Origin of the sequence: Nocardiopsis alba, from assembly GCF_000710955.1 — a bacterium.
In the GTDB taxonomy this organism is placed as follows: domain Bacteria; phylum Actinomycetota; class Actinomycetes; order Streptosporangiales; family Streptosporangiaceae; genus Nocardiopsis; species Nocardiopsis alba.
Map to the genome: position 1 here is coordinate 252586 of NZ_BAZE01000002.1, position 25418 is coordinate 278003.

General features: G+C 71.5%; 23 protein-coding genes. 12 read left to right on the top strand and 11 right to left on the bottom strand.

The window, feature by feature from the left end; genetic code table 11:
• The first annotated feature begins 1 nt into the window (after nt 1).
• The gene (locus tag TR33_RS04600; RefSeq protein WP_014911430.1) at nt 2-604 is read left to right on the top strand and encodes a GTP-binding protein; all 603 of its coding nucleotides are present in this window, start codon (nt 2-4) and stop codon (nt 602-604) included.
• Here TR33_RS04600 and TR33_RS04605 read toward each other — a convergent pair.
• On the bottom strand, nt 578-2563 hold the full coding sequence (locus TR33_RS04605) for an AfsR/SARP family transcriptional regulator (protein ID WP_042281658.1): 1986 nt from the start codon (nt 2561-2563) through the stop codon (nt 578-580). The two genes, TR33_RS04600 and TR33_RS04605, sit on opposite strands and share 27 nt — an antisense overlap.
• Before the next feature lie 121 nt (nt 2564-2684).
• Between TR33_RS04605 and TR33_RS04610 the strand changes: the two genes are divergently transcribed.
• Nucleotides 2685-3563: an alpha/beta fold hydrolase gene (locus tag TR33_RS04610; RefSeq protein ID WP_042281660.1), complete on the top strand. Its 879-nt coding sequence runs from the start codon at nt 2685-2687 to the stop codon at nt 3561-3563.
• A gap of 19 nt (nt 3564-3582) precedes the next feature.
• Here TR33_RS04610 and TR33_RS04615 read toward each other — a convergent pair whose 3' ends face one another.
• From TR33_RS04615 to TR33_RS04625, 3 genes are read right to left on the bottom strand one after another with little or no spacing between them, the layout of a single operon-like run.
• Nucleotides 3583-4395: an ABC transporter ATP-binding protein gene (locus TR33_RS04615; protein WP_017534798.1), complete on the bottom strand. Its 813-nt coding sequence runs from the start codon at nt 4393-4395 to the stop codon at nt 3583-3585.
• Between the two features lie 46 nt (nt 4396-4441).
• Nucleotides 4442-5533, bottom strand: a complete 1092-nt coding sequence (locus TR33_RS04620; RefSeq protein WP_014912532.1) for a FecCD family ABC transporter permease — start codon at nt 5531-5533, stop codon at nt 4442-4444.
• Nucleotides 5530-6564 carry a FecCD family ABC transporter permease gene (locus TR33_RS04625; RefSeq protein WP_026125044.1) on the bottom strand — a complete coding sequence of 345 codons (1035 nt, stop codon included), beginning with the start codon at nt 6562-6564 and terminating at the stop codon, nt 5530-5532. Before TR33_RS04625 ends, TR33_RS04620 begins: the two co-directional genes overlap by 4 nt.
• A 116-nt stretch (nt 6565-6680) precedes the next feature.
• On the opposite strand from TR33_RS04625, the gene TR33_RS04630 reads away from it, so the two are divergent.
• Entirely contained in the window at nt 6681-7715 is a 1035-nt protein-coding gene (locus TR33_RS04630; RefSeq protein ID WP_234305751.1) for an ABC transporter substrate-binding protein, read from the top strand.
• An 18-nt stretch (nt 7716-7733) separates the two neighbouring features.
• Here the strand turns inward: TR33_RS04630 and TR33_RS04635 are convergent, their stop codons facing one another.
• From TR33_RS04635 to TR33_RS04645, 3 genes are all read right to left on the bottom strand, one after another.
• Nucleotides 7734-8501 carry a TSUP family transporter gene (locus TR33_RS04635; protein WP_042281662.1) on the bottom strand — a complete coding sequence of 256 codons (768 nt, stop codon included), beginning with the start codon at nt 8499-8501 and terminating at the stop codon, nt 7734-7736.
• A gap of 219 nt (nt 8502-8720) precedes the next feature.
• Nucleotides 8721-9353, bottom strand: coding sequence for an alpha/beta hydrolase (locus TR33_RS04640; RefSeq protein WP_017534795.1), 633 nt, complete (start codon nt 9351-9353; stop codon nt 8721-8723).
• Nucleotides 9350-10300, bottom strand: a complete 951-nt coding sequence (locus tag TR33_RS04645; RefSeq protein WP_042281664.1) for a ring-cleaving dioxygenase — start codon at nt 10298-10300, stop codon at nt 9350-9352. Before TR33_RS04645 ends, TR33_RS04640 begins: the two co-directional genes overlap by 4 nt.
• Nucleotides 10301-10487: 187 nt before the next feature.
• Between TR33_RS04645 and TR33_RS04650 the strand changes: the two genes are divergently transcribed.
• Nucleotides 10488-11270 carry a thioesterase family protein gene (locus TR33_RS04650; protein ID WP_042281666.1) on the top strand — a complete coding sequence of 261 codons (783 nt, stop codon included), beginning with the start codon at nt 10488-10490 and terminating at the stop codon, nt 11268-11270.
• Nucleotides 11271-11357: 87 nt separating this feature from the next.
• On the opposite strand, the gene TR33_RS04655 is transcribed toward TR33_RS04650, so the two are convergent.
• The gene (locus tag TR33_RS04655; RefSeq protein ID WP_042281668.1) at nt 11358-12599 is read right to left on the bottom strand and encodes an MFS transporter; all 1242 of its coding nucleotides are present in this window, start codon (nt 12597-12599) and stop codon (nt 11358-11360) included.
• 69 nt (nt 12600-12668) lie between these two features.
• Here TR33_RS04655 and TR33_RS04660 point away from each other — a divergent pair, with 69 nt between their 5' ends.
• The 4 genes from TR33_RS04660 (at nt 12669) to TR33_RS04675 (ending at nt 16687) form a co-directional block, all read left to right on the top strand.
• Complete coding sequence (locus TR33_RS04660) at nt 12669-13601, top strand: LysR family transcriptional regulator (protein WP_042281669.1); 933 nt, start codon at nt 12669-12671, stop codon at nt 13599-13601.
• 104 nt (nt 13602-13705) lie between these two features.
• Entirely contained in the window at nt 13706-14032 is a 327-nt protein-coding gene (locus TR33_RS04665) for an ArsR/SmtB family transcription factor (protein WP_014908436.1), read from the top strand.
• A 1-nt stretch (nt 14033) separates the two neighbouring features.
• The gene (locus TR33_RS04670) at nt 14034-15755 is read left to right on the top strand and encodes a SulP family inorganic anion transporter (protein WP_042281670.1); all 1722 of its coding nucleotides are present in this window, start codon (nt 14034-14036) and stop codon (nt 15753-15755) included.
• Between the two features lie 221 nt (nt 15756-15976).
• Nucleotides 15977-16687 carry a GntR family transcriptional regulator gene (locus tag TR33_RS04675; protein ID WP_234305752.1) on the top strand — a complete coding sequence of 237 codons (711 nt, stop codon included), beginning with the start codon at nt 15977-15979 and terminating at the stop codon, nt 16685-16687.
• A 69-nt stretch (nt 16688-16756) separates the two neighbouring features.
• Here the strand turns inward: TR33_RS04675 and TR33_RS04680 are convergent, their stop codons facing one another.
• Entirely contained in the window at nt 16757-18538 is a 1782-nt protein-coding gene (locus tag TR33_RS04680; protein WP_042281671.1) for a serine/threonine protein kinase, read from the bottom strand.
• Between the two features lie 283 nt (nt 18539-18821).
• On the opposite strand from TR33_RS04680, the gene TR33_RS04685 reads away from it, so the two are divergent.
• Genes TR33_RS04685 through TR33_RS04695 form a run of 3 tightly spaced genes read left to right on the top strand, consistent with a single transcriptional unit; the run spans nt 18822 to nt 22129 of the window.
• On the top strand, nt 18822-20072 hold the full coding sequence (locus TR33_RS04685) for a cytochrome P450 (protein ID WP_042281673.1): 1251 nt from the start codon (nt 18822-18824) through the stop codon (nt 20070-20072).
• A 10-nt stretch (nt 20073-20082) separates the two neighbouring features.
• Nucleotides 20083-21162, top strand: a complete 1080-nt coding sequence (locus TR33_RS04690) for an endo-1,4-beta-xylanase (protein WP_042281675.1) — start codon at nt 20083-20085, stop codon at nt 21160-21162.
• A 34-nt stretch (nt 21163-21196) separates the two neighbouring features.
• Nucleotides 21197-22129 (top strand): aminoglycoside phosphotransferase family protein, encoded by a 933-nt coding sequence (locus tag TR33_RS04695; RefSeq protein ID WP_042281677.1) that lies wholly within the window; start codon nt 21197-21199, stop codon nt 22127-22129.
• Here the strand turns inward: TR33_RS04695 and TR33_RS04700 are convergent.
• Nucleotides 22126-23082 carry an AraC family transcriptional regulator gene (locus TR33_RS04700; protein ID WP_042281679.1) on the bottom strand — a complete coding sequence of 319 codons (957 nt, stop codon included), beginning with the start codon at nt 23080-23082 and terminating at the stop codon, nt 22126-22128. The two genes, TR33_RS04695 and TR33_RS04700, sit on opposite strands and share 4 nt — an antisense overlap.
• Nucleotides 23083-23163: 81 nt before the next feature.
• Between TR33_RS04700 and TR33_RS04705 the strand changes: the two genes are divergently transcribed.
• Nucleotides 23164-24018 carry an NAD(P)H-binding protein gene (locus TR33_RS04705; protein WP_042281680.1) on the top strand — a complete coding sequence of 285 codons (855 nt, stop codon included), beginning with the start codon at nt 23164-23166 and terminating at the stop codon, nt 24016-24018.
• A 92-nt stretch (nt 24019-24110) separates the two neighbouring features.
• Here TR33_RS04705 and TR33_RS04710 read toward each other — a convergent pair whose 3' ends face one another.
• Nucleotides 24111-25301 carry an MFS transporter gene (locus TR33_RS04710; protein ID WP_042281682.1) on the bottom strand — a complete coding sequence of 397 codons (1191 nt, stop codon included), beginning with the start codon at nt 25299-25301 and terminating at the stop codon, nt 24111-24113.
• Nucleotides 25302-25418: the final 117 nt, after the last annotated feature.

The window sequence follows — 25418 nt, forward strand, 5'->3', positions numbered from 1 at the left end:
GATGGCAGGTCCCTGGACGGTGGTGGAGGGGGACCCGCCGGTTCCCGACACCTTGAAGATCGTGGTCGCCGGCGGGTTCGGGGCGGGCAAGACCACCCTGGTCTCGACGTTGAGCGAGGTCGAGTCGTTGCACACCGAGGAGATCATGACCTCGCGGAGTGTGGGCGTGGACGATCTGGCCGGGGTGGAGGACAAGACCACCACGACCGTGGCCCTGGACTTCGGGCGGATCACGTTGGACGCCTCGACCGTGGTGTACCTGTTCGGGACCCCGGGGCAGCGCAGGTTCTCCTACATGTGGGAGGAGCTCTCCCAGGGCGCTCTGGGCGCGATCGTGATCGCCGACACCCGACGGTTGGCGGACTCCTTCGATTCCATCGACTTCTTCGAGTCGCGTCGGTTGCCGTTCGTGGTGGCGGTGAACTGTTTCGACGGTCAGCGCACCCATCGCGCCGAGGACGTGCGTGTGGCGTTGGACCTGGCCGAGGAGGTGCCGTTGTCGTTGTGCGACGCCCGGGACCGGGAGTCGGTCAAGGGCGTGCTGGTGGAACTGGTGGAGTTGGTGCTGCGGCTGGAGCTAGCCGGCGCCCAGGGCCCGCTGTAGGCGGTCGAGCAGGTCGTCGACGGGTCCGAGGGTGAACAGGCCCGAGGCGGCCCCGGCGTGTTCGCCGCGGGCCGCCTCCAGCGCCGTGCGGGCACGCAGCAGTGTCGGCCGTTCCCCCAGGGTCAGGGCGGCGTGGGCGAGCAGTCCCCAGTGGGCCTCCATGAGCAGCCCCGGGGCGGGGTCGGGGGTCCGGTCCAGAACCGAGGAGGCCCGTTCCGGCTGTTCGGAGGTGAGCAGGAGCGGATGGACCCAGGGCAGGTGCGGCCCCCAGTCGTCGACCCTCCCCGCCTCTCGCCGCCAGGGCAGACCATGGCGCACACGTAGACACAGCAGGGCCAAGGGGGCCAGGCCGCGTTCCAGGCCGGGCATGCCCGCCCCCTTGGTGCGTTCGGCGGCGGCCCGGTAGGCGCGGGCGACACGTTCGGGGTCCTGGCCGGTCAGATCCAGCCGCAGGGCCCGATACCAGTCGGTGAAGACCCCCACCAGCGGGCGTTCGTGGCGTCGGGCCAGCGCATCGGCCCGGTGGGCGTGATGGTCGGCTCCTTCGACGTCGGCGTGGGCGGCGTGGGTCTGGACGCCGATCAGGTGGCCCAGGATCTCGAAGGAGTCCAGGCCGTGGCGTTCGGACAGCTCCACCAGTTCCGTCCCGATCCGGCCGCGCCGCCGCGACAGCCCCGGACGGGAGAAGGTCTGCATCCAGCGGGCGTTGAGCGCGAAGACCGTCAGCGCCGGGTCGGCGAGGTCGCGGGCGATCCGTTCGGCCTCGGCGGCGGCCCGCGCCGGACGTTCACCACGGCTTCCCCGGGACTCCAGGGCCACGGTGGCCAGCAGACGCGCCCGCACGGTGGGGTGGACGGCCGAGCCCGCCTCGGCCAGGGCGTGTTCGGCTGCGCGGACCACCCGGGCGGCCTGCTCGGGATCGTCCGAACCGGTCCAGACGGCGGGCACGTCGTAGGCGCCGATGATCCGCGCGGTCAGGTCGACGTCACCGGAGGCCAGGGCGGCGTCGATGGTCTGGGAGCGTCGATCGCGGGCGGCGCGCAGCCCGTCGGCGCCGGTCAACGCCAGGGAGCGCAGCAGCCCCACCGTCGATTCCAGACGTGCCCGTGTGCCGGGTCCCTTCTCATAGGCGCGGGCCGTGCTGTGCCAGAGCCGGTCGACGCGTTCGTCCTCGACCGGCGCCATCCCGGTGGAGGAGAGACGGGGGTCGTGGTGTTCGCTCTGTCGGAGGATGTCCTGCTCCAACCGGCCCAACGCCCGCCCCGGATCCAGGCCCAGCCGATCGGCGAGCAGGGTACGGGCACGTCGTAGGACGGCCAGCGCCTCGGCCTGACGGTCGGCGCGGTACAGGGCCGAGGCCAACAGGTACCAGGCCTCCTCCCGCCAGGGGTGATCGGTGACGTGGGCGTCCAGGTCGGCGATCACCCGGCCGGTGGCGCCCCGGGCCAGACGCAGCCGGGCCAACTCCTCCACCGCACCCGAACGCGACTCCTCCAGCCGGGCCCGTTCGGCGCGGGCCCAACCGGTGTGGGCGACGTCGGCGTAGGCGGGGCCGCGCCAGGCGTCCAGGGCCCGCTCCAGGGCGCCCTCGTCGGGCGGGCCCTGGACACCGGTGACGGTGCGTTCGAACACCAGGGCGTCGACCGCCTCCGGATCGGCGCGCAGGGCGTAGCCGGGGCCCTCGGTCACGAGCAGACGCGCGGGGGCACGAGGCGCCCGTTCGGGCTCCAGGGCACGGCGCAGGGCCGCCACGAAGGTGCGTACCGCGCTCGCCGCCCCCGCCGGAGGGCCCTCCTCCTCCCACAGGTCCTCGATGAGCGTGTCCAAGGGGACCAGACGACCGTGGGCCACCAGAAGACGGGCCAGGACCGCGCGGTGGCGCGGCCCCTTCAACGGCAGGCTCCGCCCCCGCTCGTCCCAGGCCCGTAGCGGCCCAAGGACACCGAAGCGCACCGTCACGGGCTCCCCCTCTCCCTCCCCCGGTGGCGGACACGGTCACCGTACCGCTTGCTCATCGAACGCTCATCGACGCTCGACACACTGATCGCACACCCATTCGAACGACCAGAGGGGTTCCATCATGGACACCGTCATCGCCGGCACCACCACACGACGTGTGAGCGTCGCCGAGGGCGTGGAGCTGAACGTGGCCGTCGGCGGCCACGGACCCGCCCTCGTCCTGCTGCACGGCTTCCCCCAGACCCACCTGATGTGGCGCCACGTGGCCGCCGACCTGACCGCGGACCACACCGTGATCTGCCCCGACCTGCGCGGCTACGGGGACAGCGACGCCCCCGAGGCCACCGGACCCCACACCTACTCCAAGCGCACCATGGCCACAGACGTCGTGGCCCTGGCACGCGCCCTGGGCCACGAGCGCTTCGCCCTGGTCGGACACGACCGGGGCGCGCTGGTGGCGATCCGCGCCGGCCTCGACCACCCCGAGACCATCACCCACCTGGGGATCCTGGACGTGCTGCCCGTCCCCCAGATGTGGGAGGCGCTGCGCGGCGTCCAAGGCGCGGTCGGCTTCCACCTGTACCTGATGGCCCAGGAACCGGACCTGCCCGAACGCATGATCCAGGCCGCGCCCGACACCTTCTTCGGCCACTTCCTGGACCTGTGGGGCCGCGACCCCGAGGCGATCCCGGCCCCCGTACGCCGGGCCTACCTGGACGCCTGCCGCCGCAACGTGCCCTCCATCGTCGCCGACTACCGGGCCTCGGCCGGCATCGACCTCGAACACGATCTGGCCGACCAGGAGGCCGGACACCGGCTGTCGATGCCGGTGACCGTCCTCCAACAGGACTGGGGCGCCGCCCTGGGCTACGACGCCACCGCCCTGTGGCGGCCCTGGGCCCGAGACCTGCGGCACGCCACCGTCGACAGCGGCCACTTCATGGCCGAGGAGGACCCGGCCCTGATCGTGAAGGAACTCCGAGACCTGCTGCGCCGCTGAACCCCGCCCGCCCCGACGGTCAGTCGTGGACCCGGCGCACCCCGCGCCGGTCCACCGGCACGATCATCGGGGTGGCCGTCTCCGGGTCCTCGATGACCCGCACCGGCAACCCGAACACCTTCTCCACCAGATCGGCGGTGACGATCGTGGCCGGCTCGCCCTCGGCCACGATCGTCCCGTCCTTCATCACGATCAGATGGGTGGCGTAACGGCAGGCGTGGTTGAGATCGTGCAACACCGCCACCAGGGTGTGACCGCGCTCGGCGTGCAGATCGGCGCACAGATCGAGCATGTCCATCTGGTGGGCGATGTCCAGATAGGTGGTGGGCTCGTCCAACAACAGCAACGGCGTCTGCTGGGCCAACACCATCGCCAACCACACCCGTTGACGTTGACCGCCCGACAACTCGTCCACCGACCGGTCGGCCAACGCCGACACCCCCGTCGACTCCATCGCCTCGGCCACCACCGCCTCGTCCTGGGCCGACCACTGGCGCAGGAAACTCTGATGCGGGAAACGACCGCGCGCCACCAGATCGGCCACACCGATCCCGTCCGGGGCGATGGAGGTCTGCGGCAACAACCCCAACCGGCGCGCCACCTCCTTGGCCGGATAGGAACCGATGACCTGACCGTCCAACAGCACACTGCCCTCGGCCGGTTTGAGGGTGCGCGACAGGGCGCGCAACAGCGTCGACTTCCCGCAGGCGTTGGGGCCCACGATCACGGTGAAGGAGTTGTCGGGGATGGTGACGGCCAGATCCCGGGAGATCACACGCTGGTCGTAGGCGAGTGTCAGGTCACGGCCGCTGAGACGGGCGTCTTGGGTCATCGTTCTCTTTCGGATGCGGATCGAAGGGGCGGGAACACCGGACGTCTCAGGCGCGTCCACCACGCCACTCGGTGTACAACAACCAGATGAGGTAGCCGCCGCCGATCACGGCGGTCACCACACCCACCGGCAACTGCGTGGGCGCCAGAGCGCGCAACGCCACCAGATCGGCCACCACCAGCAGAGTGGCGCCCATCAGCGCCGAACCCACCAGAGTGGTACCGCCGGTACGGGTGAGACGACGCGCCAACTGGGGCGCGGCCAGGGCCACGAAACCGATCGGACCGGCCACGGCGATGGCGGCCCCCGTCAGGGCGCTGGCCACGGCCAGCGCGATCACCTGCGTGGAACGGGTGGGCACGCCCAACCCGCGGGCGGTGTCCTCGCCCAACTCCATGAACCGCATCCGCCGACCCAACGCCAACAGGACCGGCGCCAACAACGCCACACCGATCCACACCGCGGCCGCCTCGCCCCAACCCCGGTTGTTGAGGCTGCCGATCATCCAGATCTGAGCGCCCAGGGCGTCGGTCAGATCGGCGCGGGTCATCATGTAGTCGCGCACCGACGCCAACATCGCCGAGACACCGATACCGACCAGCACCAACCGGTAGCCCTGGACCCCGTTGCGCATCGCCAACAGATAGACGACCGCGGCGGTCACCAACCCTCCGGCGATCGCCCCCAGAGAGACCACCACCCGGCTCGCGCCCACCACCAGGATGGCGAAGACCGCCCCGGTCGCCGCCCCCGAGGTGAACCCGATGATGTCGGGGCTGCCCAGGGCGTTACGCGACAGGCTCTGGAAGACGGCTCCGGCGATGCCCAGGGCCGCGCCCACACCGATCGCGGTCAACGCGCGGGGCAGGCGCACCCCTTGGACGAAGAACACGTCCAGACGTTCACCCTGACCGATCAGGGCGCCGGGCACCACCGGCAGGGGGATCTCGTAGTCGCCCACCGACACCGACACCACCAGGGTGACGAAGGTGACCGCGACCAGGGCCAGACAGACCACAAGGGTGCGCGGCCGCATCAGGAACGACAGCCGCCCCTTGGGGCTGCGCCAGGCCAGGGTGTCACGAGGCCGGAACGGCGCGGCCGTGTCGGGACGTGCGGAGGTCAGGGTCTCGTTCACAGCTGGGCCATCCTCTTCGTGCGGACCAGGGCGATGAACAGCGGCGCCCCGACCAGAGCGGTGATGATGCCGACCTCCAACTCCGCGCCCGGCAGGACCACGCGTCCGACCGTGTCGGCGGCGGTGAGCAGGACGGCCCCCAGGACGGCGGAGTAGGGCAGCAGCCAGCGTTGGTCGGGGCCGGTGATGATCCGGGCCACGTGCGGGATGATCAGCCCCACGAACCAGATGGGTCCGGCCGCGGCGGTGGCCGCCCCGCACAGCAGGATGACGGCCACGGCGGTGGCGGTCCTGATCAAGGGGATGCGGGCGCCCAGGGTGGCCGCCAGGTCATCGCCCAGGGCGATCGTGTTGAGCGAGGGGCCCAGGGCCAGGGTGAGGACGATGCCCAGGACCAGGAAGGGCATCACCTGCCAGAACACGTCCAGGTCGCGTCCGGTCAACGAGCCCACCTGCCAGAAGCGGATGCGGTCGAAGACGAAGTCGTTGAGGACGATCACGCCGTGGACGAGCCCTTGCAGGACCGCGGCCATCGCCGTTCCGGCCAGGGCCAGACGGACCGGGGTGGCGGCGGAGCGGCCGCGCGAACCCAACGCGTAGACGGCCACGGCCGCCACCGCCGCGCCGATGAACGCGGGCCAGACCAGACCGGCCCCGCCCATGCCGAAGAGGAACACCGCGATGACCACGGCGGCGGCCGCCCCGGAGTTGACGCCCAGGATGCCGGGTTCGGCCAGCGGGTTGCGGGTGAGCGCCTGCATGAGGGCGCCGGCCAGCCCCAGGGCGGCACCGACGAAGATCCCGATGATGGTGCGGGGGACGCGCAGGGTGAGGATGACGTTGTGGTCGTAGCCGCCGTCGTGGGCGGTCAGGGCGGCCCAGACCTCGGCCACGGGGATCGGTTTGGCTCCCACGGTGATGCTCAGCAGAGCGCAGACGAGCAGGGCCCCCAGGGCGAGGAGCAGGCCCACGGGGCGTAGGGCACGTCTGGTTCGTGTGGGGCGTGTCGGTGTGGGAGCGCGCAGGACCACGGCTTTCCCGTTCGTTGTGCGAGGACGGTTATGGGTGGTGACGATGGGGGACGGATCATGCTTTTCGGCCATCTACCCGACGAACACCACCGAGCCAGGCTAGCCTTACCTACATCATGTTCGCACGGAAGGGTCCCGACACGATGCCCCACCCCCTCGGCCCGCTCCGGGCCGCCACCGTGTTCACCCTGGCGGGAGCACTCACCCTGACCGGCTGCGCCACCGACGGAACACCCACCGCCGCCCCCGAAGGCCCGACCCGCACCGTCCAGGCCGCCAACGGCACCGTGACCATCCCCACCGTGCCCGAACGCGTCGCCGTCCTATGGCGCCCCACCCTGGCCGCCGCCACCGCGCTGGGCCACGAACCCGTCGCCACCATGGCCTCACCCGGCTCCCCCGACCAGGGCCTGACCCCCTTCCTACCCGACCACATCGACGGCGCCGACCTGCGCCCCGTCACCTCCTCCCCCGCCGAGGACGACGTCGACATCGAGGCGCTCGCCACGAGCGACCCGGACCTGATCATCGGCGTGAGCACCCCCGTCGGCGCCCAGACCGCCCTCCTCGACTCCCTGGAGGTCATCGCCCCCACTGTCCTGCTGGAATGGGAGGGCACCGGCTCCTGGCGCCGACACCTGGAGGAGGTCGCAGAGATCCTGAACGCCGCCGACGCCGCCGACGAGACCGTCGAGGCCTACGACACCGCCCTCGAGCGGGCCCGAGCCGAACTCCGGGAGGCCGGGGTGGTCCCCGAGGAGACCGAGCTCTCCCTGATCCGCCTCCAGAGCGAGACCGAGATCCGCCTGGAGACCCCCCGTTCCTTCGCCGGACAGGTCGTCGACGACCTCGGCTTCGCCCGCCCCGACGCACAACTGGAGGGCGAGGGCGACACCGACTTCGTCCCCCTGGGCTACGAACACCTCGAACGGGGCGACGGCGACGCGGTGTTCGTCCTGGTCGGCTCCGGCTTCCCGGACGCCCCCGACACCTTCTCCGACGGGGTCTGGTCCCACCTGGAGGCGGTCCGAGAGCGGAACCTGTACCGGGTCGACCAGGACGTGTGGGGCGCGGCCAATCACCACGCCGCGCTCCGTGTGGTCCAGGACGTCACCGACGCCCTGACCGACCGGACCGAACCGGCCGTATGAGCGGCCACGGCGCGGACCTCAGGCGAAGACGTCCCAGCCCATCCGGGCCAGCAGCGCCAGCACCACCACCAACAGCACGGCGCGGATGAACCCCGCGCCCCGCCGCAGGGCCATGCGGGCGCCGATCTGCGCCCCCAGTGTGGTGCACACCGCCAGCCCCAGACCCAACAGCCAATCCACATGACCGCCGAACGCGAAGACCGTCAGCGCCCCGAGGTTGGTGCACACGTTCACGATCTTGGCCGAGGCCGAGGCCTGGAGGAAGTCCATGCCCAGGACCGCGGTGAAGGCGATGATGAGGAACACCCCGGTTCCGGGCCCCACCACGCCGTCGTAGAAGGAGATCGCCACCCCGGCCAGCGCCAGCGTCGCCAGGAGACGGTTGCGACTACGGGGACGCGGATCGGGAGAGGCCCCCATGGAGGGGCGCAGGACCACCATCAAGGCCACCCCGGCCAGGACGACCATGATGATGGGTTTGAGCACGTCGGCGGTGAGGGCGGTGGCCAGGGCGGCGCCCAGGCCGGAGCCGAGCAGCGCCAGTCCGGCCGTGGGAAGGACCACGCTTCGGTCCACGCGCACCTTGCGCGCGTAGGCGATGGCGGCGGAGGCGGTACCGAAGACGGCGCCGAGCTTGTTGGTGCCCAGCAGGGTGGCCAGGGGGGTCGTGGGGGCGGCGACCATCAGGGCGGGCAGCAGGAGCAGGCCCCCTCCCCCGACGACGGCGTCGACCCAACCGGCGGCGACGGCGGCCGTCAGCAGCAGGCCGAGGATCTCGGGGGCCATTACCGGAACGGTCCATCGATAGAGGGGATCATGGGCTCTTCTCCGAGGTGGGGAAAGGGACGCGAGCCAACGTATCGACCATCGAATGCCCGTTTTGTCAGGGGACCGGTACTTTGATCCCCTTACAAGAGCTTCACCTTGATATTGTAGATTCGTACCGATTCGAAAGAAGGCGGTGGCGCCCGGGGGCACGGGACACCACCGCTGTCTCGAAGGGGCTCAGAAGTCCGAGCCCGCGAACCACTCCCTCGCCCGGTCCAGCACCGGGGCCGGCACCTGGTGTCCCCCGGGATGCTCCTCCCGACGCACCGAGGCCCCTCTGCCCCGCAACTGCTCGGCCAGCAGCCTCCCCTGGTCCACCGTGGTGATCGGATCGGCCGTCCCATTGCCCAGGAACACCCGGGTCCCCGACAGATCGACCGGGTCGGGCTCACGACCCTGCAACGGGGCCCCGGCCGCGAGCAGCACCGCCCCCGCGACCAGCCCCGGGTGGAGCAGGAGCAGCCCCGCGCCCGTGTTGGCCCCGTTGGAGAAACCGCTCACCACGATCCGCTTCGGGTCCAGGTCATAGGCCCTGACGGCGGCCTCGACGAACCCGGCCAGCTCGGCGGTACGCGCGATCAGGTCCTCGACGTCGAAGACGCCCTCACGCAGCCGACGGAACCAACGGTTCATCCCGTTCTCGTCGACCCTGCCGCGCGGTGAGAGCAGGGCCGCGCCGGGCGCCAGCGCCCGCCCCAAGGGCAACAGGTCGTACTCGTCGGCGCCCGTGCCGTGGAGCAGCAGCAGAGTCGGCGCGTCCGGACGGGTCGCCGGTTCGAAGACGTGGACGAAGTCCTCCACCGCGCTCATCCGCCCACCCGCACGTTCGGCAGGTTCGCGGCGATCCGCTCGTGGTCGGGCTCCAGCCACGGCGGCAGCTTGAGCGAACGCCCCAGCTCCAGCAGCGGCTCGTCGTAGTCGAACCCGGGGCCGTCGGTGGCGATCTCCAACAGGACGCCGCCGGGCTCACGGAAGTAGATCGAGGTGAAGTAGGTGCGGTCGCGGATCTCGGTGACCCCCACCCCGTCCTCGGCCAGGCTGCGGCGCCAGGCGTCCTGCACGGGGGTGTCGGGGGCCCGGTAGGCCACGTGGTGGACCGTGCCGGCCGCGACCACGCCGCGTTCGGCCGCCGGGTCGCCGACGACGTCCACGATCGTGCCCACGCCCTGGCCGGACTCGTCGGTCCGGAAACGCATCCGACCGCCGCCCTCGCTCTCCAGACGGAAGCCCAACGTGTCGCCGAGCATCGCGGCGGTGCCGTCCAGGTCCTGTTCGGTGAGGGTGACCGCGCGGATGCCGCGGATCGCGTGCTCGGCCGGAACCCCTCCCCCGTCCCAGGGGTCGGTGTCGTGGAAGTCGGCGGAGGCGGCCAGCTCGATGAGCAGGCCGTCGGGGTCGCGCAGGGCGAGCACGTCCTCCTGGCCACGTTCGGCCGGACGCGTGGTCGGCACGTTCAGCGACGCCAGGTGGTCGGCCCACCAGCCCAGGGAGCCCTCGGGCACGGAGAAGGTCGTGGTGGTCGCCTGACCGGCGCCGATCTTGCCCTTGGGCGCGTCGGGCCAGGGGAAGAAGGTCATGATCGTGCCGGGGTTGCCCGCGCGGTCGCCGTAGTAGAAGTGGTAGGTCTGCGGGGCGTCGAAGTTCACCGTGCGCTTGACCATGCGCATGCCCAGCGCGTTGAGGTAGAAGTCGGCGTTGGCCTGGGGATCGCTCGCGATCGCCGTCACGTGGTGGATCCCCGAGGGGCGCACATCCATGTCCTCGTCCTTTCCTCGCCGTGCGTATCGACACCAATATGTTGAATCTTAAACTACTTCCTGGAAAAAATCTCCCTGGTCTCGACCATGAAACGATCACCCCTCCCCGAAGCGCTCTCCTTCCCCACGTGAAAACCTCACCACGAGGCACCCCGCCTCACCCCGTCCGCCACTCCGGGAGAAGACCATGACCAGCCCCGTCCCCGACGCCTACTACGTCCGCGCCGGCGAGGGCCGCTACCGCCCCACCGAGCACACCGGAGGCGCCTGGAACGACGCCGAGCAGCACTTCAGCCCCCTGGGCGGCCTGATCGCCCACGTCATCGAGGCCCACGCCGACCGACGCGACCTCCAGATCTCCCGGATCGGCTTCGACATCCTGGGCCGCCTCCCCCGCGAGGAGTGCGAGATCGAGGTGGAGGTCCTACGGCCGGGACGCACCATCGAACTGGTCGAGGCCCGGGCCCGGATCGGGGACCGCACCGTCGTACGGGCCAGGGCCTGGCTGTTGATCTCCGGGGACACCGAGGCCGTCGCCGGGAGCACCGCCGCTCCCCTCCCCGATCCCGAGGGGCTCGAAACCGCCGACATCTCCTCGCTGTGGCCCGGCGGCTACATCTCCTCCATCGACGTGCGCCCGGTCGGGACGCCCGTGCCCGGGCGCGGCACGGCGTGGATCGGGACCGGACTGGAGCTGGTCCAGGGCGAGAAGGTCGGCCCCGTCGCCTCCTACGTCGCCCTGGTGGACACCGCCAACGGCATCGCGGTCCGCGAGTCGCCCCGCGAGTGGATGTTCCCCAACGTGGACCTGACGGTGCACCTGTACCGGCGCCCGGAGGGGCCCTGGGTGGGGCTGGACACCTCGGTGGCCTTCGGCCCGACCGGCCTGGGGCTGACCGCCTCGGTGCTGCACGACCGCCTTGGAGAGCTGGGTCGCGCCGAGCAGAGCCTCACCGTCCGCCCTCTCTAGCCACGAGACCCCCAAATCGTCACTCTCCGTAGAGGAAAGTGGCCGATCGCCACGGGCGGGCAACTACTCTCCGTGAGAAACGTGGGCTCAGGACTGGGCCGGGGTGGGCAGGCGACGCAGGCGCAGGGCCACGAGCCCGGCCAGGACCGTCAGCGTCAAAGCCAGGACCACGGTGCCGTTCCAGCCCACCGCGTCGTAGACCACCCCGCCCAGCCAGCCGAAGAGACCGGCGCCCAGGTAGTAGGCGAGCGTGTAGACCGCCGCCGCCTGGGCCCGCCCGGTGACGGCGTGGAAACCCACCCAGGCCGAGGCGGTGGCATGGGCGGAGAAGAAGGCGAAGGTCAACAGCAACAGGGCCAGGAACAGCAGCGGCAGCGAGGTCGTGAACAGCCCGCCGATCCCCACGAGCAGCAGCAGGGTGGCCAGGGTGAGCACCCGGTAGCGGCCCCAGCGCAGGGTGGCCGATCCGGCCACGGCCGACCCCACCATCCCGGCCGTATAGGACAGGAACAACAGCGAGGCCATCGCCTGGGACAGACCGAAGGGCTCGTCCGTCAACCGGAAGCCGAGCACGTTGTACACGGCCATGAAGGCGCCCATCAGCAGCAGCGCCTGGGCGTACATGGGCAGCAGCCCACGGGTGGTGGCCGCCGCGCGCAGCCGCCGACCCAGGCTCAGGGGCCCGGGGTCGCCCGCGGCGCGAGGCGCGGGGGCGGTCCTCGACGAGCGGGGCAGGACCAGTACGAACACGGCCAGGGAGACCAGACCCAGCAGGGTGTTGGCGGCCACACCCCACTGCCAGCCGCCCAGGTCGGCGGCGAAACCGGCCAGGAGACGCCCTCCCATACCGCCCAGGGGGTTGCCCGCGATGTAGAGGCCGGTGGCCTTGGGGGCGTCGGCGGGGTGGATCTCCTCGGCCAGGTAGGCGACGGCCGCGGCCGAGACCCCTCCCAGGGCGGCCCCTTGAAGGGTGCGCAGCAGCAGGAGCGTCCACAGTTCGGTGGAGAAGGGCGCCGCGAAGCCCAGCAGGGTGGCCAGGAGGAGGGAGATCGCGATGACGCGCGCGCGGCCGACCCGGTCGGCGATCCCGCTCCAGATCAGGGTGAACCCGGCCAGTCCGCCGGTGGCCAGGGAGACGGTGAGCGCGGCCTGCCCGGCGGAGGTGTCGAAGCCCTCGGCGATGGCGGGCAGGATCGGCTGGACCGCCCAGAGTTGGGCGAAGGTGGCCACCGCGGCGGCCACCAGTGCGATGACCGTGCGCCGGTAGGCGGCGGTCCCCGCGCGGGGGCGCGGGTCGTGGGTCTCGGAGGGCACGCTGGTCACGGTCATGTGTCAACGCTAGAAAGCGCCTTTTCATACGTCCAATGCATGGTTTCACGTTGTTGCATACTGAAATGTATGGATAGTCCTGATGTGGAGGCGCTGACCCGGGTGCTCGCGCCTCGCCTGCGGATGATCTCCGAGGTCGCCCGCACCGAGCACGTCACGCACGCGGCCGCCGCCCTGGACACGCCCCAACCCACGTTGAGCAGGGCTTTGGCCCGACTCCAGGACGAGTTGGGGATGGCCCTGGTCGAGCGCACCGGGCGCGGGATCCGGCTCACCCGGGCCGGACGCGTGCTCCTGCCCCACGTGGAGCGGGCCCTGGACGATCTGAGCCGGGGAGTGGCCGAACTCACCGGGACCGAGGAGGGGCGCGTCGCCCTCACCTTCCTGCCGACGCTGGGGGTGGAGGTGGTCCCGACTCTTCTGGGCGGGTTCCGTTCGCTGTATCCGGGTGTGCGCTTCACCCTGACCCAGGAGGCCTGGGCCGAGTCCCTCCAGCGGTTGTCGGCCGGGGGCGCGGATCTGGCGTTGACCTCTCCCCTGCCCACGGGCCGGGGGTTGGCCTCGCAGGTCCTGCACACCCAGCATCTGCGTCTGGTGCTTCCCGAACACCACCCGCTGGCCCGTCGGGGGTCGCTCTCCCCGGCCTCGGTGGTGGACGAGTTCATCCTGCTCAAACCGGGGCGCGGGGTGCGGCATCTGACCGATCGCCTCAACGACCAGGTCGACTTCACCCCCAAGGTGGCCTTCGAGGCCGACGACATCGCCACCGCCCGCGGTCTGGTCGCGGCGGGGTTGGGGGTGTCGATCCTGCCCGCGCGCCCCAGGGGGCCGCTGAAGGGCACGGTGGAGGTGCCCATCGTCGGAGGACCGGCCGAGCGTCCCGTCGGCGTGGTGTGGCATCGGGAGGGCTCTGGAGGCGGGTACGAGCCGCCGGCCGTGGCGCTCTTTCGCGATTACGTGTGCCGGGTGGGGCCTCGGGTCATCCCCGACCTGACCGGTTGAGCCCGGGGGCGTGGAGGATCGCCTTCACGTCATTCCGACATGAAGATTTCTTCAATTCAACATATGGTGGTGGCCGAACCAGTCGCGTCCTACCGAGGTCCACCGTGCATCGACCCCTGTACCAGGCCAAGGCGGAGTTCTTCCGCATGCTCGGCCACCCCGTCCGCATCCGTGTCCTGGAGCTGCTCCAGGACGGCCCCAAGGCCGTCCGCGACCTCCTGGCCGACGTGGACGTGGAACCCTCCAACCTCTCCCAGCAACTGTCCGTCCTGCGCCGTTCGGGCATCGTCACCTCACGCCGGGAGGGCTCCACCGTCGTCTACGAACTGGCCGGCGCCGACGTCGCCGACCTGCTGCGCGCCGCCCGACGCATCCTCACCGAACTGAGCACCGGGCGTGAGGAGCTCCTCTCCGAACTGCGCGAGGACTGACATGACGACGACCTCCTCCACCCGAACGGGCCGGGGAGCGTGGGGGCGCGTGCGCGCGCTGCTACCGCGCGCCTCGGATCTGACCGCGATGCGCCGCTCCCCCGGCCGCGACCTCCTGGCCGGCGTCACCGTGGCGATCGTCGCGCTGCCGTTGGCGCTGGGCTTCGGTATCTCCTCCGGTCTGGGCGCCCAGGCCGGGCTGGTCACCGCGATCGTCGCCGGGTTCCTGGCGGCGGTGTTCGGCGGCTCCAACCTCCAGGTCTCGGGGCCCACCGGGGCGATGACGGTGGTGTTGGTGCCCATCGTCGCCCTGCACGGCCCCTCCGGCGTGCTCATGGTCGGCGTGATGGCGGGGCTGATCCTGATCGTCCTGGCCTGGGCCCGGGGCGGCCGGTACATGCGCTACGTGCCCGCTCCGGTGATCGAGGGCTTCACCCTGGGCATCGCCGCCGTCATCGCCCTGCAACAGGCGCCGTTCGTGTTGGGTCTGCCTCAACCGGAGGGGCACGACGTGCTCGTGGGCGCGGTCTCCCTGGTCCGCGACTTCGCGGCGGCCCCGGATTGGACCCCGCCGCTGATCGCCCTGGGTGTGGCCGCCGTGATGCTGATCGGCGCCCGGATGTACCCGGCGGTGCCCTTCTCCCTGGTGGCGGTGGTCGCCGCCACCCTCCTGATCCAACTGTCCCCGCTGTCGGCCCCCACCATCGGGGCGTTGCCCGCGAGCCTGCCCGCCCCGTCGTCGTCCTTCCTGGATCCGGCGGCCCTGGGGCCGTTGATGGGGGCGGCGTTCGCGGTCGCCGCCCTGGCCGCGTTGGAGTCGTTGTTGTCGGCCACCGTCGCCGACGGGATGCGTTCGGACGAGCGCCACGACCCCGACCGTGAGCTGTTCGGTCAGGGTGTGGCCAACCTGGTCGCCCCGGTCTTCGGCGGGGTGCCCGCCACCGCCGCGATCGCGCGGACCGCGGTGAACGTGCGCTCGGGGGCCCGAAGCCGGCTGGCCGCCATCACCCACGCCCTGGTGCTGGCCCTGGTGGTCCTGGTGGCCGCCCCCCTGGTGGGGCTGGTGCCCTTGGCCGCCCTGGGCGGGGTGCTGCTGGCCACGGCCGTGCGCATGGTGGAGATCTCCTCGCTGCGCTCGATGATGCGTTTCACCCGTGGTGACGCGGCGGTCCTGGTGTTGACCGCGGTGGCGACCGTGGCCCTGGATCTGGTGATGGCGGTGTTGGCGGGGATGGCGGTCACCGCGGTCCTGGCGTTGCGGGCGGTCTCGCGTGACGCGCGTGTGGAGCGGGTCGAGTTGACCGAGGACCTTCCCGAGGGGCACGAGGCTCGGGAGCCGGACCTGGTGGACGAGCGCGTCGTGGCCTATCGACTCGACGGTCCCCTGTTCTTCGCCGCCGCCCACCGGTTCCCGTTGGAGCCCGCCGAGGGCTCCGACGTGGCGGTGGTGATCCTGCGCATGTCGCGGGTGAGCGCGGTGGACGCCACCGGCGCCCGGGTGTTGGGCGAGGCGGTCGAGAGGCTCGGGCGGCGGGGCATCGTCGTGCTGATGTCGGGGATCCGGGAAGAGCACCGTCGCGCGTTGAACGCGCTGGAGGTGGTGGCCGGGCTCCAAGAACGAGGCCGGGTGTTCGAGAACACGTCCGAGGCGATCGGGTACGCCCGTGCGCTCCTGCGCGAGCGCTACGCCCTGGACGGGGTGGAGGGGACGGCGACGGTCTGACCCTCGTGCGCGGAGAACACGGAGTGCGCAAGACCTCGGGCACGCTACGGTGGTGCGCGGTGTTCGGGGTCCGGGTCAGGACGGGACCCGGACTCCGAACACCACACGATGCCCCATACTCGTTCAGCGGTTGTCGAAATGTCAACATTCGAACATCCATGTGGTACCGAGACCCGGGAGACGCCTCACCCGTACCGGTGTACGACGTACACTTTTGCGTCGTGGCACACGATGACGGCAAGAACAGCGGAATGCGCAGAGTCCGCAGGCGAGGGTTGGCCCACGAGGCCGCCGACCACATCCGCGAATCCATCTTCGACGGACGGGCCGCCCCGGGTTCCGCGCTGCGCGAGGTCGAACTCGCCGCGTCCCTGGACGTGAGCCGCGGGTCGGTGCGTGAAGGGCTGGCGATCCTCGAACGCGAGGGGCTGGTCCGCAGCGAGTGGCATCGCGGCGCCCGCGTCATCGAACTCAGCCCGAGCGACGTCAACGAGGTCTACACGGTGCGCGCGGCCCTGGAACGCCTGGCCACCATCAGCGCCGCGGCCCGCATGAACGCCGCCCGGCTGGCCGATCTGGAATCCCTGGTGCAGGCCATGGGCCGGGCCCTGGAGGGCGACGCCGACGGCTCCACACTGCTCGCGTTGGACATGGCCTTCCACGACCGGATCTACGAGACCGCCGCCAACGGCCGACTCACCGACGCCTGGCACGGGGTGCGCTCTCAGGTCCGTCTCTTCCAGCTCATCCGGATAGAGCGTGATCAGGTCGACTACCGTGACCGGCTGGTCCCCGAACACCACGACCTTCTCCGGTTGATGAGCCGCGGCCCCAGCGAGGAGTTGGCCCGCGCCGCCGAGGAGCACGTGGACTCGGCCCGGCGCACCCTGGTCCACCTGCTGGAGCGGGACCCCGACCACCCGCGCTCCTGAGGGAGACCACGGAGACACCACGGGGGCGGTGGGCCGATCGGCCCACCGCCCCCGACGTTCCCGAAGGTCTCAGCCCCAGAAACCGAAGCTGTACAGCAGTCCGTTGGTCGCCGCGATGGTGCCCAGGGCCAGCACCGCCCCCGTCACGAACGAGGTCCGTAGCGAGCGCACCAGGTACTCCAGCGCCACCAGGTTGTTGAGGATGAAGTAGCCGAGCATGGTGGCGTGCCCGAAGGAGTCCAGGCTCCACGGTTCGAAGTAGTACGCCGCGCCGGTCCACACGTCGGTCTCGGTGGTGAACCACGACCAGGCCAGGGCCGCGCCGTAGCCCAGCGGGATCTGGATCAGCGGGATGATCAGCAGCGGCAGCAGCTTGACGAAGCTCCACAGGCTCGGCCGATCGGCCCGTCGGGCCTCCGACTGGGCCCTGCGCGCCGCCTCCTGCTCGGCGCGCACCCGTTCACGGTGCGCACGTTCGGCCTCCTGCCGACGGCGCTGTTCCTCCTGCTGTTCCCGGGCCCGGCGCTGTTCCTGCTCCTGACGGCGCTGCTGCTCCATCTGCCGCCGGTAGCGCTCCTCCTCCGCGCGGCGCGGGTCCTGCGTGCCGCGGGAACCGCCGTACAGGTCGGCGTAGGGATCGTCTCCCCCGGCCTGATCGAACCGTCGGGTGGAACCACCGTAGGGGTCGGCCGAGGCGGGGCCTCCCGCGCCGGGGAAGCGTTGCGTGGCCTGATCGCCCTGCTGCTGGTACTGCTGAGTCGGTTGGTATTGCTGAGTCGGTTGGTACCCCTGACCGGCGGTGGCCGGGTTCTCCCCGTTCTGCGGCATCATCCGGGTCGACTGATCGTCGCCCAGTGCCCCCGCCGCCGCGGCGCCCGCGACGGCTCCGGCGGCCCCGCCCAGAGCCGCGGCGCCGCCCGCCCCCAGCACCTCGGTGCGCTGGTGGCCACCGGTCGCGCCGGGGTCCATGGCCGACGTCGCCAAGGCCTTGTTGACCTTGGCCACCTGCTCCTGGACGCCCATCATCACGGCCGGAGGCAGCCAGGAGGACCCGGCGTGCACGTCGCCCAGGTAGTCCAGGATCTCCCCCGGCCCCGGACGGCCCCGGGCGTCCTTGGACAGACAGGCCGCCACCAGATGGCGCAGCGACTCGGGCACCCCCGACAGATCGGGTTCACGGCTGATGATCCGCATCACCATCGTGGGCATGTTGCCCTCGCCGAACGGTCCGCCGCCCGAGGCGGCGAAGGCCAGCACCGCGCCGTAGGCGAACAGGTCACTGGCGGGGGTGAGCTCCTCGCCCTGGACCTGTTCGGGGCTCATGAAGCCGGGGGTGCCGATCACCGACTGCGTCGCCGCCGTACCGTCGGTGGCGCGGGCGATCCCGAAGTCGATCACGCGGGGGCCGTCCTCGGCCAGCAGCACGTTGCCCGGCTTCAGGTCACGGTGGATCAGCCCCACCCGGTGGATCTCCACCAGCGCCTCGGCCAGACCCGCGGCCAGCACGCGCACCGTCGCCTCAGGCAGCGGGCCGTGGGCCTGCACGGCCTCGTCCAACGGCAGGGAGGGGACGTAGGAGGTCACCAGCCAGGGCACCTCGTCGTCGGGTCCCGCGTCGATCACGGGCGCGGTGAAGGCGCCGCTGACCTGACGCGCGGCGGTCACCTCGCGGGCGAAGCGCTCACGGAAGGAGCGGTCCGCGGCCATGTGCGGGTGGATGCGTTTGATCGCGACCGCGCGGCCGCCGGCCGAACGGCCGAAGAACACCTGACCCATCCCACCGGCGCCCAGGCGCCCGATCAGCCGGTATCGGCCGATGCGCTCCGGATCGGTGCTCTCTAGCGGCCCCAACGTCCTCAACCTCCGGCTCTGCGGCGTCTTCCTACCGAACGGGGCCCCAGTCTAGGGCGTACCGCCCCCCTCCGAACCACCGTCGCCCACTGTGATCCCGGCCGTGTCCCCGCCCGGTGACGGCCGCGACCGCGCGGCGGTGGCCGGCGCTCGTCCCGGCCCCTCGTCCGCGTTCCGGAGGCCCCGCCCCTGGCCGCTTACGGCCGTTCCCGGGAAAGCGCACCCCCGCCGGGCCCGGCGGGGCTAGGGTCGGGGCACATCGAGAGGACGGAGCACACCTTCGATGGGGATCCTCGACACCCTTCGCACCGACACCCGACTCCGCGCCGCGCACGGCCTGTCCTGGCTGGTCGCCCAGAGCGGTGACCATCCCAGCCGTCTGCTGCACCATCCCTGGCGCGCCAACCCCTATCCGACCTATAGACGGCTGCGCTCTCGTGGAGACCTCACCCCCAGCCGACTGCCCTTCCACGCGGCCGCCACCCGGGCCGCCGTCGATCAGGTGCTGCGCGGGCGCGACTTCGGTGTCCGACCGCCGGCCGACGTCGAGGTCCCCGGGCAGTTCGACCTTCTGGACCTGTCCTTCCTCCAGCGGGACCCGCCCGAGCACGGTCGGTTGCGTTCCCTGGCCCGCCCCGCCTTCTCCCCCAGACGGATGGCCGACTACCGGACGTTGATCGAGGACGTCGCCGAGGGGTTGCTGGACCGGGCCCTGGAGCGCGACGGTTTCGACCTGATGCGGGACTTCGCCCAGCCGCTGCCCATCGCCGTCATCAGCGGGCTGCTGGGCGTGCCCGAGCACGAGCGGGCCGACTTCGACCGGATCGGCGCCGTCATCGGGGCCTCCTTGGACGGGGCCCGTTCGGCGCGGCACCTCCAGGAGATCCGGGAGGCCGCCGCCGAGTTGGACGTCCTGCTCGAACGGCTGGTGGCCGAACGCCGTGCCCGCCCGGGAACGGACGTGCTCTCCACCCTGGTCGCCCACACCGACGAGGGCGGGCTGACCGCCACCGAGCTGAGCGCGATGTTCCGACTGCTGCTGGTCGCCGGGTTCGAGACCACGGTCAACCTCATCGGTAACGGGACGATGGCGCTCCTGCGGCACCGTGACACCTGGGAGCGTCTGGTCGAGGAGCCGGATCTGGTCGACAACACCGTGGAGGAGATCCTGCGCTATGACTCCCCCGTCCAGCTGACCGGACGGTGGGCCCACCGGGACACCGAGATCCAGGGCGTGCCGGTGGCCGCCGGGCAGCAGGTGATGTGTCTCATCGGGTCCGCCAACCGCGACCCTCGGCACTTCACCGACCCCGACCGGTTCGACATCACCCGGGTGAACGCGGGCGAGCACCTCTCCTTCTCCGGCGGGGTCCACTACTGTCTGGGCGCTCCACTGGCCCGGTTGGAGGGGCGCGTGGCCCTGCGGGTCCTGAGCCGACGCGCCCCGGGGCTGCGTCCCACCGCGATGCCCACTCGACGTGACACCCTGACCGTGCGGGGGCTGTCCCGATTCCCGGTCACCCCGGGGCGTTAGGGAGGAACGGGTGACGGTCAGGCGGAGCACCCCGCTCGTGGTGGGAGGGGTGTGCGTGAGTCTCGTCGTCATCGTCGCGGTACTGGCACTGGTGCTTCCCCGGGCGGAGGGAGGACCCGACCCGGGAGAGCTGCCCGCGCTGGCGGCCTCCCGGGGGATCGAGCTGGGCGTCGCCGTGGCGGTGGACCCGCTCCGGGACGACCCGGCCTACCGTGACCTGGTCGCCGATCACTACACCTCCGTGACGGCGGAGAACACCATGAAGTGGGAGCACGTCCAGCCCGAGCGGGGCCGTTTCGACTGGAGCGGCCCCGACACCGTGGTCGACTTCGCGGTGGAGAACGGTCTGGACGTGCGCGGCCACACCCTGCTCTGGCACAACCAGCAGCCCGCGTGGCTCTCGGAGGGGTCCTACGACGCCGACGGGCTGCGCGCGATCATGCGCGAGCACATGGAGGCGCTCCTGGGCCGTTATCAGGGCCGGGTCTCCTCCTGGGACGTGATCAACGAACCCTTCGTGGACGACGGGCCCGAGCTGCGCGGAAACCTGTGGCTCGACACCCTGGGCGAGGACTACATCGCCCAGGCCCTGACGATGGCCCACGAGGTGGATCCCGAGGCCGAGCTGTACATCAACGAGTTCAACGTCGAGGGTCCGGGGCCCAAGGCCGACGCCCTGTACGCGCTCGCCTCCGACCTTCTGGAGCGGGGCGTGCCCCTGCACGGCGTGGGCCTTCAAGGGCACTTCGTGCACGGCACGGTCCCCGACGACCTGGCCCGGAACATGGCCCGCTTCTCCGACCTGGGGTTGGACGTGGAGATCAGCGAGCTGGACGTGCGCATCCCCGAGCCCGTCACCGAGGCGGCCGTGGCCGAGCAGGGCGAGGAGTACCGTCGTGTCGTGGAGGCCTGCCTGGAGGTCGAGCGCTGTTCGGGCGTCACCGTCTGGGGTGTCACCGACGCCCATTCCTGGATCCCCGAATGGTTCCCCGGCCATGACGCCGCCCTGCCCTTCGACCCCTCCTACCGGCCCAAACCGGCCTTGAACGGAATGGCCGAGGCCCTGGGACGCCGACGCCGTCCCTCCTGACCCCCGCCCGCGCATCCACCACGAGGAAGACCTCTTGGACGAGATCACCCCCCGCCCCGTCACCGTGCCCGACGACCTGGTGGAGAGCCTCACCGGGTTCTTCGGGGCGGACTGGGTACGTTCGCTCCCCCTGCTGGCGGCCCGCCGGATCGACCGGTGGGAGCTGACCGTGACCGGAGCCCCCATGCACGGCGCCATCGCGCTGGTCCTTCCGGTCCGCCGTCCCGACGGCACCGACGCCGTGCTCAAGCTCCAGCCGCTCGACGAGGAGACGGCGGGTGAACCGATCGCGCTGCGGGCGTGGGACGGCGACGGCGCGGTCCGGCTGCTGGACCACGATCCCGAGGACGGGTCGCTGCTGTTGGAGGCCCTGGATTCCGGGCGCGATCTCGACGGCCTCCCGCTGGAGTCGGCGTTGGAGGAGATCGGTGCCCTGCTGGCGAGGCTCTCCGCCCATCCGGCTCCCCCGGGGCTGCGCGATCTGGGGGAGGTCACACGCGACATCGTCGTCCAGGGGCGCCGGCGGCTGAGGGAGATCGAACCCGAGGGACGCCCGACGTTCGCGGCGTGGATCACCCTCGCCGACGAACTGGCCGACGAGGCCGGTGACCGTCTGATCCACTGGGACCTGCACTACGACAACGTGCTGTCCCCTCGCCCGGGCGAGGAGGATCCCCGTCGGGGCGCGTGGTTGGCCATCGACCCCAAGCCGCTGGCCGGCGACCCCTGCTTCGATCTCCTGCCCGCGCTGCGCAACCGATGGGAGGAGGCCGAGAGGAGCGGCGATCCGGTCGGCGCGGTGCGGCGCCGGTTCGACGTCCTCACGGCGGCCGCCGGCCTGGATCGTGACCGTGCCCGCGCCTGGACCCGGGTGCGGATGCTCCAGGACTGTCTGTGGATGGACGAGGGGCGGCACCGGATCCCCCGAAGGTACGCCGCCGTCGAAAGCGCCCTGGAAAGTCGTTAGGCGACCCGTCCGGCGGTCGGGAGCGGGCTTCGACGGTGTTCGGTGGGGGTCACCCCGCGTACGCGTTTGAAGGCGGCGCTGAGCGCGAAGGCGGTGGAGTAACCGACCCCTCGTGCGATGGCGTCCACGGTCTCGTCGGTGCCTCGCAGTCGTTCCGCGGCCAGGTCGACCCGCCACTCCGCCAGATAGGTCATCGGCGGGGTGCCGACCAGGGCGGTGAAGTGGCGGGCCAGAGAGGCGCGCGAGACCCCGCAGTGGTCGGCCAGGGAGGCCACGGTCCAGGGGTGGGCGGGCCGGTTGTGCATCAGGCGCAGGGCCCGGCCCACGATCGGATCGGCCATGGCCGTGTACCAGGCGGGCGGACGGACGCCGGGTGAGGTGAACCAGGCGCGCAGCCTGGTGATCAGGGCCAGATCCAGGAGGCGGTCCAGGACCAGTTGTTGGCCGGGGGCCGCGCAGTCGATCTCCTCCTGGATGAGTGCGCCAAGGCCGTCGTGGCAGTGGTCGGCGGGGACCGCCAGGACCGGGGGCAGGGCCGAGAGCAGGCGCCGGTTGAGGTCCCCGGTCACCTCATAGGAGCCGCTGAGGAGGAGGTCGGGGGCGTCCGTGGAGGTTCCGTAGGTGCGCATCCCCAGGTCGGCCTCCTCGGTCAGGGGCTCGCCGTCCGGGCCCAGGCACCGGTTCCCGTCCAGGACGACGCAGCTGGTGGGGGCGTCGGCGGGGTGGGCGATGGTGTGGGGACCGGGCGAGCGCAGGATGGCGGTGTCGCCGGTGGCCAGTTCGAGGGGCGTGCCCTCCTCGGGGACGATCCAGGCCCGTCCGCGCACCATGGTGACCAGGGTCAGCGGTGAGTCGTGGGAGAAGCGGACCCCCCAGGGCGGGTTCATGATCGATTTACTGAACAGGGCCCCTCGGGCACGGACCCCGTCCAGGAGGTCGGAGAGTACGTCCATCCCTCGATCGTAGACGATCGAATATCGTCTTGAGCTCATGAACCATGGATCGTCTCAATCGGAGACGATTGACTCTGTTCCATGACACAGAACAAGGAACAGCGTCCGATCCTGGTGACCGCCGCGACGGGAATGACGGGAAGCCGCGTGGTCGCCGGACTGCGCGCACGTGGACACGAGGTGCGGGCGGCCTCGCGCTCCTCCGAATGGCGCTTCGATTGGAGCGATCCCACGACCTGGGACCGGGTACTGGAGGGCGCCGGGGCGGTGTACCTGGTCCAGAACGACGAGGACCCCCGGGTGCCGGAGTTCGTCGAGCGCGTGAAGGCGCTGGGCGTGGAACGGATCGTCCTGCTGTCGGCCCGGGGGATCGACGAGCCCGACTACTTCGAGGACGTGACGGAGACCCCCTCGCACCTGAGGGCGGAGGAGGCGGTGAAGGCCGGCGGAACGAAGTGGACGATCCTGCGGCCGGGCTGGTTCGCGCAGAACTTCGACGAGGGTCTGCTGGCGGACGGGTTCCACTCCGGTGTGCTGCGGTTGCCCACCGCGGAGGGCGCGGTCACCTGGATCGACGCCGAGGACATCGCCGACGTGGCCGTGGCCGCCCTGACCGGGGCGGGGCACCACGGACGGACCTACGAGCTGGGAGGCCCCCGGGCCTCGACCCTGGCCGAGGCGGTCGGTGAGATCTCCGCGGCCCTGGGCCGCGAGGTGCGCTACGAGCCGGTGTCGGTGGAGGAGTACGTCGAGGGGCTCACGAAGGAGGGCTGGTCCGAGGCCGGCGCCCGCGAGATGGTCGTGGCGCTCTCGGCCATCCGGCGCGGCCGGGAGGCCCGGATCTCCCCCGGTGTCCGGGAGGCGCTGGGGCGCGGTCCCCGCGACTTCTCCGAGTACGTCGCCCGGACCTTCCGACGGGACGGGGACGACTCATGACCTCCAGGAACGCCGCCACCTCGGGGGTGTGGGAGGCGTAGGCCATGAGTAAGGGGTGGTGCCCGAGGAGCGGGGTCTCGGGCACCGCCCCCTCAGTCGTCCGCCGGGCTCGGGGTCCGTGCCGATTCCTCCTGGAGCGCGAACCGACTGAGGACCCCGGAGGCCAGGCCCGCGGCGGCCAGGGACATCAGGGCCACCGGCAGGGACGCGACGGTGGCGATCGCCCCGACGACCAGTGGGCCACCGGCGTCGCCGATCTCCCGACCGAGTTCGGCGTTGCCCATCGTGCGGCCCATCCGTTCCTCGGGGGTGACGTCGGCCAGGTGGGCGAAGGCCAGCGGGGTGACCACGCCGAGCATGAGGCCTATGGTCACGGCGCAGACGAACAGCGTGACGGCGTTGGGGAACAGGGCGAGGAGGATCAGTCCGGCGGCGGCGAGGGCGAGACCGGCCGGACCGCCGGCCCGGGTGGTGATCCGGCGTTCGTCGCGCATCCGTCCGATGAGCGGCTGGAGGAGGGTCGAGACGAGCGCGAGCAGCGCGACGGCGCCGGCCCCGACCATCGGGTTCAGACCGAACCGGGTGGCCAGCAGGGGAAGGAAGCCGACGGCGACGCCGAGGATCGCGGTGGTGGTGGCGAGCAGCAGGGTGGGTACCAGGAAACCGCGTTCGGTGGTCTGCCGGACCAGGTCGGCGACGGTGTACCGGGGGCGGGGCACGACCGGCAGTGCGGGGACGGAGGCCAGGACCCAGACCGCGGCGACGGCGGCCAGGAGCGCCAGCGCCAGGTAGAGGGCCTCGATGCCCCACACGTAGGCCAGCCCCACTCCGATGATCGGACCCAGGACGTAGCCGAGGCTCTTCCAGGCGCCGTAGCGGCCGAAGGAACGTCCCAGGCGTTCCTTGCCGGCCAGCCGCGCGACGGCGGCCGAGGAGGCCGGTGAGAAGGCGGAGGCCGCCGCGCCCTGGCCCAGGCGGGCGAGGGCCAGCACGAGCGGGGTCGGCGCGAGGAGGGCGAGCAGGGAGGCCGCGGAGAAGGCCGCCAGTCCGCCGACGATGACGGGCCGGGCCCCGATCCGGTCGCTGAGCGCCCCGAAGATCGGTTTGAGGATCACCTCGGCCACGTCGTACAGGGCCAGGACCAGCCCGAGCTTGAGCAGCGACAGGCCCAGGTCGGCGCTCTCCACCCCGAGGACCCCGGCGACGCCGTGGGCGCCGAAGGCGGTGGTGAAGCCGGCGAGGTACAGGGGCGCGACCGAACGCGCCGACGAAGAATATGTCACGACTACGAATGTAACACCTGTTACTCCACGCCGCTCGTTCGGTGGCCGCTCCCCTTACCGAAGAGGCGCCCCCGGCCGAGGGCATGCCCCGGCCACCGCCCCGATATCCGGTGTTAC